At 72.3% G+C, this 12,636-nt stretch carries 12 protein-coding genes and 1 pseudogene; 9 read left to right on the top strand and 4 right to left on the bottom strand.

Going from position 1 to position 12,636, the window contains the following annotated elements:
• Positions 1-87: 87 nt before the first annotated feature.
• Both ABZ823_RS09305 and ABZ823_RS09300 read right to left on the bottom strand, forming a co-directional pair.
• Positions 88-819 carry a polysaccharide deacetylase family protein gene (locus ABZ823_RS09305; protein ID WP_361655990.1) on the bottom strand — a complete coding sequence of 244 codons (732 nt, stop codon included), beginning with the start codon at positions 817-819 and terminating at the stop codon, positions 88-90.
• The gene (locus tag ABZ823_RS09300) at positions 816-2,201 is read right to left on the bottom strand and encodes a glycosyltransferase (protein ID WP_361655987.1); all 1,386 of its coding nucleotides are present in this window, start codon (positions 2,199-2,201) and stop codon (positions 816-818) included. The genes ABZ823_RS09305 and ABZ823_RS09300 overlap by 4 nt, the downstream gene beginning before the upstream one ends.
• A gap of 139 nt (positions 2,202-2,340) precedes the next feature.
• Here ABZ823_RS09300 and ABZ823_RS09295 point away from each other — a divergent pair, with 139 nt between their 5' ends.
• On the top strand, positions 2,341-2,766 hold the full coding sequence (locus ABZ823_RS09295) for a BlaI/MecI/CopY family transcriptional regulator (protein ID WP_361655985.1): 426 nt from the start codon (positions 2,341-2,343) through the stop codon (positions 2,764-2,766).
• Between the two features lie 4 nt (positions 2,767-2,770).
• On the top strand, positions 2,771-3,787 hold the full coding sequence (locus ABZ823_RS09290; RefSeq protein ID WP_361655982.1) for a M56 family metallopeptidase: 1,017 nt from the start codon (positions 2,771-2,773) through the stop codon (positions 3,785-3,787).
• 18 nt (positions 3,788-3,805) lie between these two features.
• Here ABZ823_RS09290 and ABZ823_RS09285 read toward each other — a convergent pair whose 3' ends face one another.
• A complete protein-coding gene (locus ABZ823_RS09285; protein ID WP_361655979.1) occupies positions 3,806-5,131 on the bottom strand; it encodes a HAMP domain-containing sensor histidine kinase in 1,326 nt (441 codons plus the stop codon).
• Positions 5,132-5,284: 153 nt separating this feature from the next.
• On the opposite strand from ABZ823_RS09285, the gene ABZ823_RS09280 reads away from it, so the two are divergent.
• From ABZ823_RS09280 to ABZ823_RS09250, 7 genes and pseudogenes are all read left to right on the top strand, one after another.
• Positions 5,285-5,938 carry a hypothetical protein gene (locus tag ABZ823_RS09280; protein ID WP_361655976.1) on the top strand — a complete coding sequence of 218 codons (654 nt, stop codon included), beginning with the start codon at positions 5,285-5,287 and terminating at the stop codon, positions 5,936-5,938.
• A gap of 5 nt (positions 5,939-5,943) precedes the next feature.
• Entirely contained in the window at positions 5,944-6,672 is a 729-nt protein-coding gene (locus ABZ823_RS09275; RefSeq protein ID WP_361656840.1) for an ABC transporter ATP-binding protein, read from the top strand.
• A complete protein-coding gene (locus tag ABZ823_RS09270) occupies positions 6,659-7,321 on the top strand; it encodes an ATP-binding cassette domain-containing protein (RefSeq protein ID WP_361655974.1) in 663 nt (220 codons plus the stop codon). Before ABZ823_RS09275 ends, ABZ823_RS09270 begins: the two co-directional genes overlap by 14 nt.
• Entirely contained in the window at positions 7,318-9,969 is a 2,652-nt protein-coding gene (locus tag ABZ823_RS09265) for an FtsX-like permease family protein (protein WP_361655971.1), read from the top strand. Before ABZ823_RS09270 ends, ABZ823_RS09265 begins: the two co-directional genes overlap by 4 nt.
• Before the next feature lie 56 nt (positions 9,970-10,025).
• A complete protein-coding gene (locus ABZ823_RS09260) occupies positions 10,026-10,754 on the top strand; it encodes a response regulator transcription factor (RefSeq protein ID WP_361655968.1) in 729 nt (242 codons plus the stop codon).
• 311 nt (positions 10,755-11,065) lie between these two features.
• Positions 11,066-11,872 (top strand): DUF6461 domain-containing protein, encoded by an 807-nt coding sequence (locus ABZ823_RS09255; protein ID WP_361655966.1) that lies wholly within the window; start codon positions 11,066-11,068, stop codon positions 11,870-11,872.
• Positions 11,873-11,889: 17 nt separating this feature from the next.
• Positions 11,890-12,112: pseudogene (locus ABZ823_RS09250) on the top strand (transposase); the annotation flags it as partial.
• Between the two features lie 37 nt (positions 12,113-12,149).
• Here the strand turns inward: ABZ823_RS09250 and ABZ823_RS09245 are convergent.
• Entirely contained in the window at positions 12,150-12,629 is a 480-nt protein-coding gene (locus tag ABZ823_RS09245) for a MarR family transcriptional regulator (protein ID WP_361655963.1), read from the bottom strand.
• Between the last annotated feature and the right edge of the window lie 7 nt (positions 12,630-12,636).

The raw sequence follows: 12,636 nt of genomic DNA, 5'->3' as shown, positions 1-12,636 counted from the left end.
AATGGAAACGAACGACTACAACAAAGTAGACGGTCTATGGAACTGTAGACGAGCGGCGGCTGGTGGGCGTTCCCGACAGGAGGCATTTCACAGGGGCCATCCGTGGTCGCGCAGCCGGCCGACCCCGTAGCCCCGCTCCTCGCAGGTGTCGAGGATGCGGGGGAGCGCGCCGAGGGCCGAGCGCCAGGCTCCGGGGGCGGAGGTGCAGTCGGAGTCGTGGAGGAGGATTGTGCCACCGCCGTCCAGGTCGGCGGTGACCGTGCGGTGTACCGACTGCGGGGTGGCGCGTGCCGTCCAGTCCTCTCCCCAGCAGGTCCAGAGCACCGGGGTGAGGCCGAGGCGGCGGGCCGTCAGGTGCGCGGCGGTCGACATGACGCCGTATGGAGGCCGGAAGAGCGTGGGCTTCCGCCCGGTGAGCGCGGCAACGGTGTCCTGTGCGCGGGTCAGGTCGGCGTACGTGGCACGGGGGCCGCGCAGGAGCAGCGGGCGGTGCAGCCAGCCGTGGATGCCGATCTCGTGGCCGGCCGCCGCGATCTCGCCGACCAGGCCGGGGGCGCGGTCCGCCTCGCTGCCGAGAAGGAAGAACGTGGCGCGCACTCCGCGCTCGTCGAGCAGCCGCAGAAAGTGCGGTGTGGAGCGGGGGTCGGGCCCGTCATCGAAGGTCAGGGCGACGTGGTCCGGGCGGCCCCGGCCCGACAGGCGGGGCATGGCTCGGTTGCGCAGCGGCCCGAGGGTGGAGACCACGGGCGCGGCGTGGGCGGCGGCGAGAGCGGGCAGGGCGGCGAGGGCGGCCGTGCGCAGCATTCGAGCGGTGGTCACGGGTGGCGGACTCCCGGCCGGGGGGCCTGGGCTGTGAGGCCGTCCAGGTCGAGGCGGTGGCCGATGGTGTGCATGAGGTCCGGACCGTCGTACGACGTCGCCATGCCCGTGCCGACGGCGCAGGCCCACACGGCGGACGCGGCCGCGGCGGTGGCGGCGAGCCGACGCGAGGCAGGGCGCCGCCGCGCTGGCGGATACAGACTCCGGTCCGCAAGGCCGGAGCGGTGAACACGCGCTATCTCGGCCGCCGGGCCGCCGTCCTGGGACCGGGCGAACAGGGCGAGGCCCCTCGCGCGCTGCTGCCTTCCGAGCGGGCCGTCGATCAGGTCGCACAGCACCGCCTTGAGATCGGCCGGATCACGGACCCACACGGCCACACCGGCTTCGTCCAGGGCGGCCGCATTGGTCAGCCCGTGGCCCGGTATACAGCGGTAACTCGCCACGGGCAGGCCCGAGGCGAATGCCTCCAGCGAGGTGAGCCCGCCGGCGTTCTGGACGAGGACGTCGGCGGCGTGCATCAGTCCGGGCATGTCCTCGACCCAGCCGTAGGCGTGCTCGATTCCGTCCGCGCGCAGCCGCTCGGCCAGGGCCTCATTGCGGCCGCACACGACGACCGGGACGACGGCGCCGCAGTCGCGCAGCTCCAGGGCCACCTGGCGGACCGGTCCCACCCCCCAGGAGCCGGCGACCAGAAGGGCGAGTGGCGAGTGTTCCGGCAGCCCGAACCGGGCCCGCGCGTCGCGGCGCCCCTGTGTGTCGCAGGGGCGGAAACGCGGGTCGGTGACCGGCCCGCACACCCGCACATCCCGTGCCCCGGCGGCCCGCGCCTGGGCAGCGGGCACGGCATGGGCGGCGAGGTGGACGTCGACGCCGTCCGCCACCCACAGCGGATGCACCGAGAAGTCGGTCAGGTAGGTCAGGACGGGGACGCCCAGCCGCCCCTTCAGGCGCAGGTTCCCCAGCACCCGGCTGGCCCCCGGGTAGGTGGACGCAACCGCTCCGGTGCCCGGAGGCAGGGCGTGCAGCACCCGGTCCTCGGCCGCGCGCAGCAGCGCTCGCGCGGCCGGGCCACCGCCCCCGGCGCGCTCGGTGCTGGCGTAGATCCGCTGGTAGGCCCACGGGGCCCGGACGAGCAACCGGTGATAGCCCTCCTGCACGGCACGGCCCAGCCGGGCGGGCAGCAGGTCCAGCAGGTCGAACCGGTCCACCGCGAAGCCGTGAGCGGCAAGACGCCGGACGAGCTCGGCGGCGGCGCCGTCGTGGCCGGCGCCGACACTCGCGGAGACGATCGCGACCCGGCCCGCGCCGGGTGTCGCGACGCGCTGACGCGGGACGGCGACCGCGGGGGCGAGTCTGGGTGCCGTGCTTCCGACGTGGGGCATGGGCTTTCCTCCGCAGGCGAGGGGCGGCGGGACTCTACGAGATGTAGTAGTTCGCGGTTCGAAGACCGGAGCATACCTCCTACAACTAGTAGAAGATTGCCGGGTAGTCTGTGCGGCGGACGACGAAGGGAGGCCGCCGGTGGAAAACCGAAGAGACGATGAGGTTCACGGGGCATCCGGAAGGCGGGCACGCGGAGAACTGGAGAGTGATGTGCTCGCCGCCCTCTGGGCCGCCGACGGCCCGCTGACCGCACGTCAGGTCCGGGAACAGTTGCCGGGCGACCTGGCCTACACGACCGTGCTGACCATCCTGTCCCGGCTGTACGACAAAGGCATGCTCGTCCGGCACCGCGAAGGTCGCGGCTACGCCTATGCGCCGGCCCGGGACGAGGCGTCCCACACCGCCCGGCGCATGCGGTCACTGCTGGAAGGCGGCTCCGACCGTGAGGCGGTGCTGGCTCGCTTCGTCTCGGAGCTGTCCGCGCAGGACGAGCACGTGCTGCACCAGCTGCTGTCCGGGCACAGCGCACGCGCCGAGGACGAGAGCACGCGCAGGAGGCCGTGAACCGGTGCTGATCAGCGTCTACGTCCCGTTCGTCGTCACGGCCGTGCTCGCCGTGTGCGCACCCCGGCTGGCGCTCCGGCTGCCCCCGCGCCCGGCCGCCTGGGCCCTGGCCTGCGCCGCGCTCGTGTCGGCGGCCGGCTGGGCAGGAGCGCTCGCCCTGCTGGCCTTCACCGGCGTGGCACAGATACCCGAGATCGCGGAGGAGGGCCGCTGGTCCGCCGCCGCACTGCGCGCCGAGGACCCGGTGTACCTCGTCGTCGCGGCCGGCAGCGCCCTGATGCTGACCGCGGGCATCCTCTCACTCGGGATGGCCGCCGTACGGCAGATCCGTCACATCGCCCACGCGCGGCGGGAGTGCGCCCAACTGCCCGGAAACACGGAGCTCGCCGTGGTCGACGACGAGGTCCCGCTGGCCTTCGCGCTGCCCGGGGCGCCGGGACGGATCGTCGTCTCACGGGGGATGCTGCGCTGCCTCGACGGCCACGAGCGCGAGGCCCTGCTCGCCCACGAGCGGGCCCATCTGCGCGGCCGTCACCACCTCTTCCAGAGCCTGTGGCGGCTCACGGCGTCCCTGAACCCGTTGCTGCGGCCACTGTCCGTCGCGGGCGGGTTCGTCCTGGAGCGCTGGGCCGACGAGGAGGCCGCGGAGCGGGTCGGCGACCGCACGGTTGTCGCCCACGCCGTCGGGCGGGCCGCGCTGGCCTCCGCCGGTGCGTCCCGGCCTTTCTCGCTGGCGGTGACCGGCGGGGCGGTGCCGCAGCGCGTACGGGCCTTGCTGGCCCCACCCCCCGCACGCCGGAGCCTGCCCTTCCTGGCGGGTGGTCTGCTGCTGGCGGTGTGCTGTGCGAGCCTCGCCAACGCCGCGTCCGACAGCGATCGGATGGTGGACAGCGCACAGTGGGCGCAGTGCGCGGCGCACGCCGGCCCCACGAGCGCACCGTCGGCGAAAGACCACCGGCACGCAACCGCCCCGAGCTGCGGCGGCCATGATCGCCCGGAGCGTCGGGAGTATCACCGGTAACCGGGAGGACGGCGCCCCTCACCGCTCGGCCGACGTGGTGTCTCCGCGGTCGTCGGGGCGGATGGGGAGGAGCAGGGTGAAGGTGGCCGGGTCGCCATTGGTCAGGGAGAGCCGGCCGCCGAGGGAGACAGCCAGGTCGAGGGCCAGCGCGAGGCCGATGCCCGTACCCGGCCCGGCGTTGGTGTGTCCGCGGTCGAACAGCCGCGCCGGCTCGTCGGTTACGGCTCCCTCGTCGCTCACGTCGAAGGCCAGGGCGTCGCCGAGGTCCCGGGCCCCCAGGCGGACGGTTCCGTGTCCGTGCACCCGTGCGTTGTCCAGCAGGACGCCCAGCACCTCCGACACCGGCCCGCCCGGGACTTGGACGTCCGCGGGTACGTCGCCGGTGGCGCAGTCCAGTCGTCGGCCGGCGTCGGCGAAGAGGCCGTGCCACCGTGCCTCCGTCTCCCGCAGCAACCGTGCCACCGGAACGCCCCTGCCGACGGCGCCGGTCCGTTCCGGGGAGCGGGACAGGCGCAGCACCTCCTCTACCGTCTGGTGCAGGCGGTGGGTGGTGGCCAGAGCTTCTGCAAGAACGGGCCGCAGCCGGGCGTCGTCCTCCTGGGCGAGACCCTCCTCCAGGGCGAGTTGCAGGCCGGTGAGCGGGGTGCGCAGCTGGTGGGAGGCGTTGGCGGTGAAGTCGCGCTCGCGGCGCAGGAGTTCGGACAGGCTGTGCAGCATCTCGTTGTGGGTGCTGGCGACCTGGTCGATCTCGGCGATGCTGCTGGGGGCCGCCCGGGCGTTCAGGTCCCCTTCGGTGACGGCCCGGCAGTGGCGGGAGAGGTCTTCCAGCGGTGCGGCCAGTGCCCGTGCCTGCCGGCGGGCGACGAGCACGGCGACGGCCAGCGCGAACACGGTGACGCCCAGCAGGACGGCCCAGGCGACAAGGACGCGGTCGCGTACGGCACTGGCGGGGGAGGACGCCCGGACGACGCCGATCACCTGTTCGGCGTGCGACACGGGCACGGTGATGACCAGGTCGTTTCCCGAGTGACCCCGGACCGCCTGCCCCGTGAGCGCGCGGCGGACCGGTGTGTCGCCGGTTGTGGGGCCGTCGCCCGACCGCAGCCTCAGCTGCGGGTCGTAAAGGCCGAGGCGGCCGCCGGTAGGCGCCCCGGGCAGTTCCACCGGATCGCCGGTCGCATAGTCAGGGCTCACGTGGACGGCGCCGGCGAGAGCCACGCGTTCCAGGTGGTCCCACTCATCGGCGTACAGGGACGACCTGATCGCCAGGGCCAGGGGGAGAGCGAGGAGGACGACGGCGACCAGGGCGGCGGTGAGGGCGACTCGTACCACACGCTGTCTCATGCCTTCATCATGCGGGCGCGCCACCGGGCCGCCGGGACGTGGCACACGCTTTTGCCGTCGTCTAACCCTCACCGAGCGGAGCGTTAACCGGCCGCTTCCTAGCGTGGCTGCCATGACCCTCCGGTCCGAAAGACTTCCTGGAAGGCAGTGGCCATGACAGCGCACGCACGGACATCCGCGGCCGTCGTGCTGGTGCTCGCGGCGGCGGTGACCGCCGGCTGCGCCGGTTCCGGCTCGCACTCCGGTTCCGGCCCGGCGCCGGCGCCCTCGTCAGCGAGGGCCGACACGGGCAACAGCAGCGGGCAGAATCAGGCAGCGCCCACCGAGTCCAATCCGCCCGGTGACATCCCCGACAACCAGGCGTTCGTCACCTACCGGCCGACCGGCGGCGCCTTCACGGGCTTCACGGTAAAGGTGCCCGAGGGCTGGGCCAGCACCGTCCAGGGGGACACCACGGTGTTCACGGACAAGCTCAACACCATCAGGATCACGGCGGCCTCCGCCGCGAGCGCCCCTACGACCGGCTCGGTCACCAACACGGTCGTGCCGCAACTGCGCTCCCAGGTACCGAAGTTCGCCGCACCGAAGGTGTCCGAGGTATCCCGCCACGCCGGCCGTGCCGTCCTGCTCACCTATGAGGGCGACTCGGCGAAGAACCCGGTCACCGGCAAAGTAGTGCGGGACGCCTTCGAGCGGTACGCCTTCTACCGGTCCGGGCATGAGGTGGACTTGACCCTGTCCGGCCCGGTCAACGCCGACAACGTCGACCCGTGGCGGATCGTCAGCGACTCCTTGGCCTGGCGGTGAGCACGATGACCGCCTCCAGCGAGGACGTTCTGACGGCCCGGGAGCTGTACCGCTTCTACCGGGCCGGTGAGGAGGAGACACTCGCGCTGCGCGGGGTCTCGCTCACGGTGCGGCGCGGCGAGACGGTCGCAGTGGTCGGCCCGTCCGGAGCGGGCAAGTCGACACTGCTGGCCTGCCTCGCCGGCCTCGACGAACCCTCCGGCGGCGAGGTCCGTGTGAACGGCGTACGGATCAGCCACCGGCCGGAGACCGAGCGTGCCCGGCTGCGAGCACAGCACATCGGCGTGCTCTTGCAGTCCCGCAACCTGCTGGCGCACCTGAGCCTGAGGGACAACGTCCGCCTCCCGCAGCGGACCGGCGGCCGGCGGCCCGCCATCCCCGCGCGGAAGCTTCTCGACCAGGTGGGGCTCGGCGAACGGGCGCACGCCCTGCCCCGGCAGCTGTCCGGGGGAGAGCTGGCACGGGCCGGGCTGGCCGTCGCACTGGCCAACGCACCCGACGTCCTGCTGGCCGACGAGCCGACCGGAGAACTCGACGGCGCGACGGAACGGCTGGTCCTCACGATGCTGCGGGAACGGGCCACACAGGGCTGCGCGGTGCTGATCGTCACGCACAGCGCCGAGGCTGTCCGGATCGCGGACCGCGTGATCGAACTGGACGACGGCAGGGCCACCGACCCCCCGGCCACGGCCGACCGAGCTTTGCGACAGGAGACACACGATGTCATCGGATGACCTGCTGGTCACCTGCACGAACGCGGCCCTCACCTTCGGCCGGGGCCCGCAGGCGGTCGTGGCCGTGCACGGCGCGAACCTGGAGATCTTCGCCGGGGACCGGCTGGCGATCGTCGGGCCGTCGGGCTCGGGCAAGAGCTCGCTGCTGCACCTGATCGCCGGGCTCGAACAGCCCACCAGCGGCACTGTCACCCGGGATTCCTGCCTCGGGGCGTACGACATCGGCCTGGTCTTCCAGAGCGACAGCCTTGTACCCGCCCTGAACGTGGCCGAGAACACCGCCCTGCCCCTGGTCCTCGCCGACCGGCCGGAGGACGAGGCACGCCAGGCCGCACTCGAGGCGCTCGCCCTCGTGGACACGGCCGATCTTGCCGACCGGCTGCCCGAGGAGATCTCCGGCGGACAGGCCCAACGGGTCGCCGCCGCCCGTGTCCTGGCCCAGGGCCCGCGCCTGATCCTCGCCGACGAGCCCACCGGCCGCCTCGACCACACCACCGGAGCCCGTGTCCTGGACGCCCTGCTGACCGCCGCCGATCACACCGGCGCCGCCCTCGTCGTCACCACCCACGACCCGGCCGTCGCCGCCCGCCTCGCCGTCCGGCGCACCATGCGCGACGGGCGACTCCTCGTAGCCGAGGAGGTGTCGTGATCACCTCGTGGGCAGGCGGTTTGGCCCGCCACCGCACCGGACGACTGCTGGCCGCCCTGGCCGGCATCGCGCTCGCCGTCGCACTCATCGCCGCGCTCGGCTCCTTCCTCACCGCGTCCAAGGCCACCATGACCCAGCGTGCCCTGCGTTCGGTCGCCGTCGACTGGCAGGTCCAGGTGCAGCCGGGCGCCGACCCGAACGCTGTGTTGGGCCTGGTCCGCAAGTCCCCCGGCACGCGGGACGCCCTGCCGGTCGGCTACGCGCACACCGCCGGCTTCACCGCCCGCGTACAGGGCAGCACCCAGACCACCGGCCCCGGCATGGCGCTCGGCCTGCCCGACGGCTACCGTGGCCGGTTCCCGGACGAGATCCGCACGCTCTCGGGCGCCTCCACCGGCGTCCTGCTGGCCCAGCAGACCGCCTCCAACCTGCATGCCGCCCCCGGCGACACCATCGGCATACGGCTCCCCGGCGTCGGACTGCGTCAGGTGAGAGTGGACGGCGTGGTCGACCTGCCCCAGGCCGACTCCCTCTTCCAGACGATCGGCGCCCCCAGCCAGTCCCAGCCGACCGCACCTCCGGACAACGTCGTCCTGCTGCCCGCCGCCCGGTTCGCCGCCCTCACCCACGGCGCCACCGACACGACGACCCAGATCCACACCGCCCGCGACCACACCCGGCTGCCCTCCGACCCGGCCGCCGCCTTCACCTCCGTCACCCGCGCCGCCCACAACCTGGAGGCCCGCTCCGCCGGCACCGCGCTCGTCGGCGACAACGTCGGCGCCGCCCTCGACTCCGCTCGCCAGGACGCCCTGTACGCGCAGATCCTCTTCCTCTTCCTCGGCGTCCCCGGCGCCGTCCTGGCCGCCGCACTGACCGCCGCGGTCGCCTCCGCGGGCGGTGAACGGCGCAGGCAGGAGCAGGGACTGCTGCGGCTGCGCGGACTGCGGCCCCGCCAGATCACCGCTCTCGCGGGGGTGGAGGCAACCCTGATCGGCCTCGTCGGTGGACTGACCGGGCTGGGCATCGCCGCACTGACCGGCCGCCTCGCCTTCGGCAGCACCTCCTTCGGGGCAGGCGCGGGCACCTGGACCTCCTGGTACGGCACGGCCCTCGCCCTCGGGGCAGCCGTGGCAGCGGGCGCCGTCCTCGTGCCCGCACTGCGCGACCTGCGCGCCGTGAGCGTCGCAGACGCTCGCAGGGAAACCGGCGTGCGCGGCAGTCGCAGCCCGTGGTGGATGCGCTACGGTCTGGACTTCGCCCTTCTGATCGGCTCCTGGCTGGTCTTCCGCGCCTCCTCCGGCAACCAGTACGCCCTCGTCCTCGCCCCGGAAGGCGTCCCCAGCGTCTCCGTGTCGTACTGGGCGTTCCTCGGCCCCGCCCTGCTGTGGACCGGCGCCGCCCTGCTCCTGTGGCGGCTCACCCTGCTTGCCCTCGCCCACGGCCGGCCCGCGCTGGCCCGGCTGGCCCGCCCGCTGACCGCGACGCTCGCCGGCACCACCGCGGCCACGCTCTCCCGGCGCCGGCGCCCGCTGGCCCGCTCCGTGGTGCTGCTCGCCCTCGCCGTGTCCTTCGCCGTGTCCACCGCCGTCTTCAACGCCACCTACCGGCAGCAGGCCGAGGTCGACGCACAGCTGACCAACGGCGCCGACGTCACCGTCACCGAACCGCCCGGCGCCCGCGTCGCACCCGCAGCGGGGTCCGCCCTGAAGATCTCGGGCGTACGGCATGTCGAACCCCTCCAGCACCGCTTTGCCTATGTCGGCTCCGACCTGCAGGACCTCTACGGCGTGCGCCCCGACGACATCGCGCAGGCCACCTCGCTCCAGGACGCCTACTTCGCCGGTGGCACCGCCGACCAGCTCATGCGGAAACTGGCCCAGCGCCCGGACAACCTGCTGGTCAGTGCGGAAACCGTCCATGACTTCCAGCTCTCCCCGGGCGACACCGTCAACCTGCGCATCCAGGACGCCCGCACCAAGGCCCTGCGCACCGTGCCCTTCCACTACGCCGGCATCGTCAAGGAGTTCCCCACCGCCCCCAAGGACAGCTTCTTCGTGGCCAACGCCTCCTATATCGCCAAGACGACCGGCAGCGACGCGGTCGGCGCGTTCCTCCTCGACACAGGGGGGACACATCAGCAGCCGATCGCCGCGCAGCTGCGCGGTCAGCTGGGCACCAGCGCCACCGTCACCGACCTCACCCAGACCCGCGGCACCGTGGGCACCAGCCTGACCTCCGTCGACCTGGCCGGCCTGACCCGCATCGAACTCGCCTTCGCGGTCCTGCTGGCCGCCGGATCCGGAGGGCTCGTCCTCGCCCTCGGGCTCGCCGAACGACGCCGCACCTTCGCTATCGCCACCGCCCTCGGCGCCAGGACACGCCAGCTGCGCGGCATGGTCCTCACCGAGGCCCTTCTCCTGGCCGCCGGTGGGCTGGCCGGAGGCGCCCTCATCGGCTGGGCCCTGTCGGAAATGCTGGTGAAGGTACTGACCGGCGTCTTCGACCCGCCACCGGCCAGTCTGGCGGTCCCGGGCGCCTACCTTGCACTCACCGCGGCCGCCGCCGTCATCGCCGTCCTGGCCGCAGCCCTCAACGGTATCCGGGGCACCCGCCGACCCGCCGTGGAGGAATTGCGCGACCTGTGAACAGCCCGCACTCGCCGACCGCGCCGACCGCCCCGCCTCCTTCTACGCTGTCGACCATGGGGATGCCCGCCGCACCGGACCGCAGCCGCCTGCGCGTCCTCGTCGTCGAGGACGACGCCACCATCGGCCGCCACCTGGAAACCGGCCTGCTCGGACATGGCTACACGCCCACCTGGAGCCGCACCGGCACCGGCGCCCTGGCCGAGGCTGCCCGCACCCCCTACGACGCCGTACTCCTGGACCTCGGCCTGCCCGACACCGACGGCCTCGATGTCGCACGCACCCTGCGCGCCCGCTTCCCCGGCCTGCTGATCGTGATACTCACCGCCCGAACCGACGACATCGACATCATCGCCGGCCTGGACGCCGGAGCCGACGACTACCTGGTCAAACCCTTCAGCCTCACCGTCCTGCTCGCCCGCCTCCGCGCCCACCTGCGCCGCCACAACGGCACCTCGCCCGCGCCCGAACCGGTGCGCCTGGGCGACCTCGTGATCGACACCACGGGACGCCGGTGCACCCTGAAGGACATCGAAGTCGTCCTGCGCCCGAAGGAGTTCGACCTGCTCGCTCTCCTCGCCCGGCACCCGGGCGAAGCCCTGTCGCGCGAGACGCTGATGGCACAGGTCTGGGATGAGAACTGGTTCGGCTCCACCAAGACCCTCGACGTCACCATGGCCAGTCTGCGACGCAGCCTGACCCAGGCCGCTGGCGCTCTTGCCCGCCCGTGCCGGTTGCCCCGGATCACCACCCTGCGAGGGCACGGTTACCGGCTGGAGCGCTGACACGCAGCAACCTTCTGGTCATCCTGCTCGACAGCGTTCGACGAGCCGTCAGACAGCACAACCGACCCGGACCCGCCGGTCCTCGAGACCTCAGCCTTGGCGATCCGCTCTGTCACGAGGTGCGTTACTCGCAGCGTCGAGCCTCGCACGGCCACGTCCGCGTCCGCGAGCCGCTCAACAGGCTGTGCCCTACAGAGCCTTGAGAAGCCACCTCAGCGCGGGGCACTCGCGCCCGGCCACACAGGCACGGGCTGCGACACCGCCCAGCCTGTTTCACGGCCTTGTCAGTGGCAGCAGGCAGACTGTGGTGCATGTCTTCGGTGACGGCACATGACTATGCCTGGATACGTTCCTCTCGGTTGTTCAGCTACGCGCTGGGGACCGGGTACACCCTGACCCTGGTGCGGGGCGTCGCCCCAAGGGAGGTGCTGCGGGTGATGGAGGCGGAGCCCCAGGGCACCTGCACAGGAGCGGACGCGCTGATCGAGCGGCAGGACGAACTGCTCGACCCGACGGACTACTGGGACGAGTCCTTCATCGCGGGCGCTTTCACCGTTCCAGGCGAAGGCGGCGACTGGACGCTCGTCCTGCACATCGGAGACGGCGGTATGGGGATGCAGTCGCGCTTCCTGGAGGTCCTGTCGGCAGGCGGGTGCGCCGTGGTGCACTCCAGCAATGGAGGCAAGCCCATGCACTTTTTCCACTGGTATGAGGACGGGGAACTTCGGACCACCTTCGAGTGGCCCACAGCCAGGGACGGCAGCACTCCCGATGCCCTCAACTCGGTGATGCGTGAGGTCGGTTTCCAACTGTCCGACGACGAAGTCGAGACGAGCGAGCGCGTCGACACCAAGGCGGCGGTCTTCGCCCTCGCCGAGCGCCTGACCGGGGTACGGGTGACGGAGGAACTGCTCCGGAATGCCGAATACCAGCTCGGGCATGTGCCCGAGGAGCCCGCCGAGGAGTGGACCGGCATCGTCATCGACATCACCGACGCCCACGGGAAACGCTTCTACAAGAAAGTCACCCGCGACGATGTCGAGGGCGCCACGGCCCGCGCCCGCGCCGAGGCCGAAAAGCCGATCGTCATCCGCGGGTCTTCAACGCCCGCTCCCTGATCCACAGGGCGCTGTGCCGACGCGCCGAGCCCCGCCGCCTCACCCCCGCCCGGTGCGGCGGGGGTTTCGCAACATCCGCCCGAACTACCGCTCGCCCAGCGGCGGCACCGAAACCGCCCAGGCCAGGCCCGGGACGGCCTCCCGGCGCGAAGAACAAGCAGCGGGCCACACGTCACGACGTCGGAAGAGACGGTCAAACGCGCCGAGTCGATCAAGGAACACCAAGCCCGACGAGGATAACTCCCAAGCTGAGGACGGGCATGGTCCGCAGGTCGGCTCAGGGCTGGTCAAGGTTCATGATTCTCTGTGTGTTGGCGACCAGCACCTCGGTGGTTCTGCTGACCCAGTCAGCGATCGCGCGGCGCTCGGCGTCGCTGTATCTGGTCGTCATCTTCGTCATGTCGTCGGTGAACGGCCCGAGCGCGGCGGCCAGCAGCGCATCCATGCGTTCGTTCGGCAGTAGCTGTACCACGACCTTGCGGCGGTCGTGCGGGTCGCGTGCGCGTTGGACATAGCCGGCCTTCTCCAACCGATCCATCAGACCGGTGACGGCGCCGGTGGTCAGCCCCGTGTGTTCCCCGATCGTGCCCGCCGCTACCGGTCCCAGCCGTCGGAGCACATCGAGGCACTTTCGCTCGACCGCGCTGAGCCCCAGGAGTCTGCCCACGGCTTCGTGGAACACGACGATCGCCGTGGCGAACTCGCGGCCGAGTAGCTCGCCCGCCGCCGGGACTTCGGAAGCTGCACCTTGCGCCATGAGCTCA

Origin of the sequence: Streptomyces sp. NPDC047079 (genome assembly GCF_040643755.1) — a bacterium.
Lineage (GTDB): Bacteria > Actinomycetota > Actinomycetes > Streptomycetales > Streptomycetaceae > Streptomyces.
Note: the sequence above shows the minus strand (reverse complement) of the source record. Positions and strands in the feature narration are given on the sequence as shown.

Coding starts and splice junctions, on each gene's coding strand:
- ABZ823_RS09300 (WP_361655987.1), bottom strand. CDS start 2,201: ATGCCCCACGTCGGAAGCACGGCACCCAGACTCGCCCCCGCGGTCGCC.
- ABZ823_RS09285 (WP_361655979.1), bottom strand. CDS start 5,131: ATGAGACAGCGTGTGGTACGAGTCGCCCTCACCGCCGCCCTGGTCGCC.
- ABZ823_RS09260 (WP_361655968.1), top strand. CDS start 10,026: ATGGGGATGCCCGCCGCACCGGACCGCAGCCGCCTGCGCGTCCTCGTC.
- ABZ823_RS09255 (WP_361655966.1), top strand. CDS start 11,066: ATGTCTTCGGTGACGGCACATGACTATGCCTGGATACGTTCCTCTCGG.
- ABZ823_RS09280 (WP_361655976.1), top strand. CDS start 5,285: ATGACAGCGCACGCACGGACATCCGCGGCCGTCGTGCTGGTGCTCGCG.
- ABZ823_RS09245 (WP_361655963.1), bottom strand. CDS start 12,629: ATGGCGCAAGGTGCAGCTTCCGAAGTCCCGGCGGCGGGCGAGCTACTC.
- ABZ823_RS09275 (WP_361656840.1), top strand. CDS start 5,944: ATGACCGCCTCCAGCGAGGACGTTCTGACGGCCCGGGAGCTGTACCGC.
- ABZ823_RS09270 (WP_361655974.1), top strand. CDS start 6,659: ATGTCATCGGATGACCTGCTGGTCACCTGCACGAACGCGGCCCTCACC.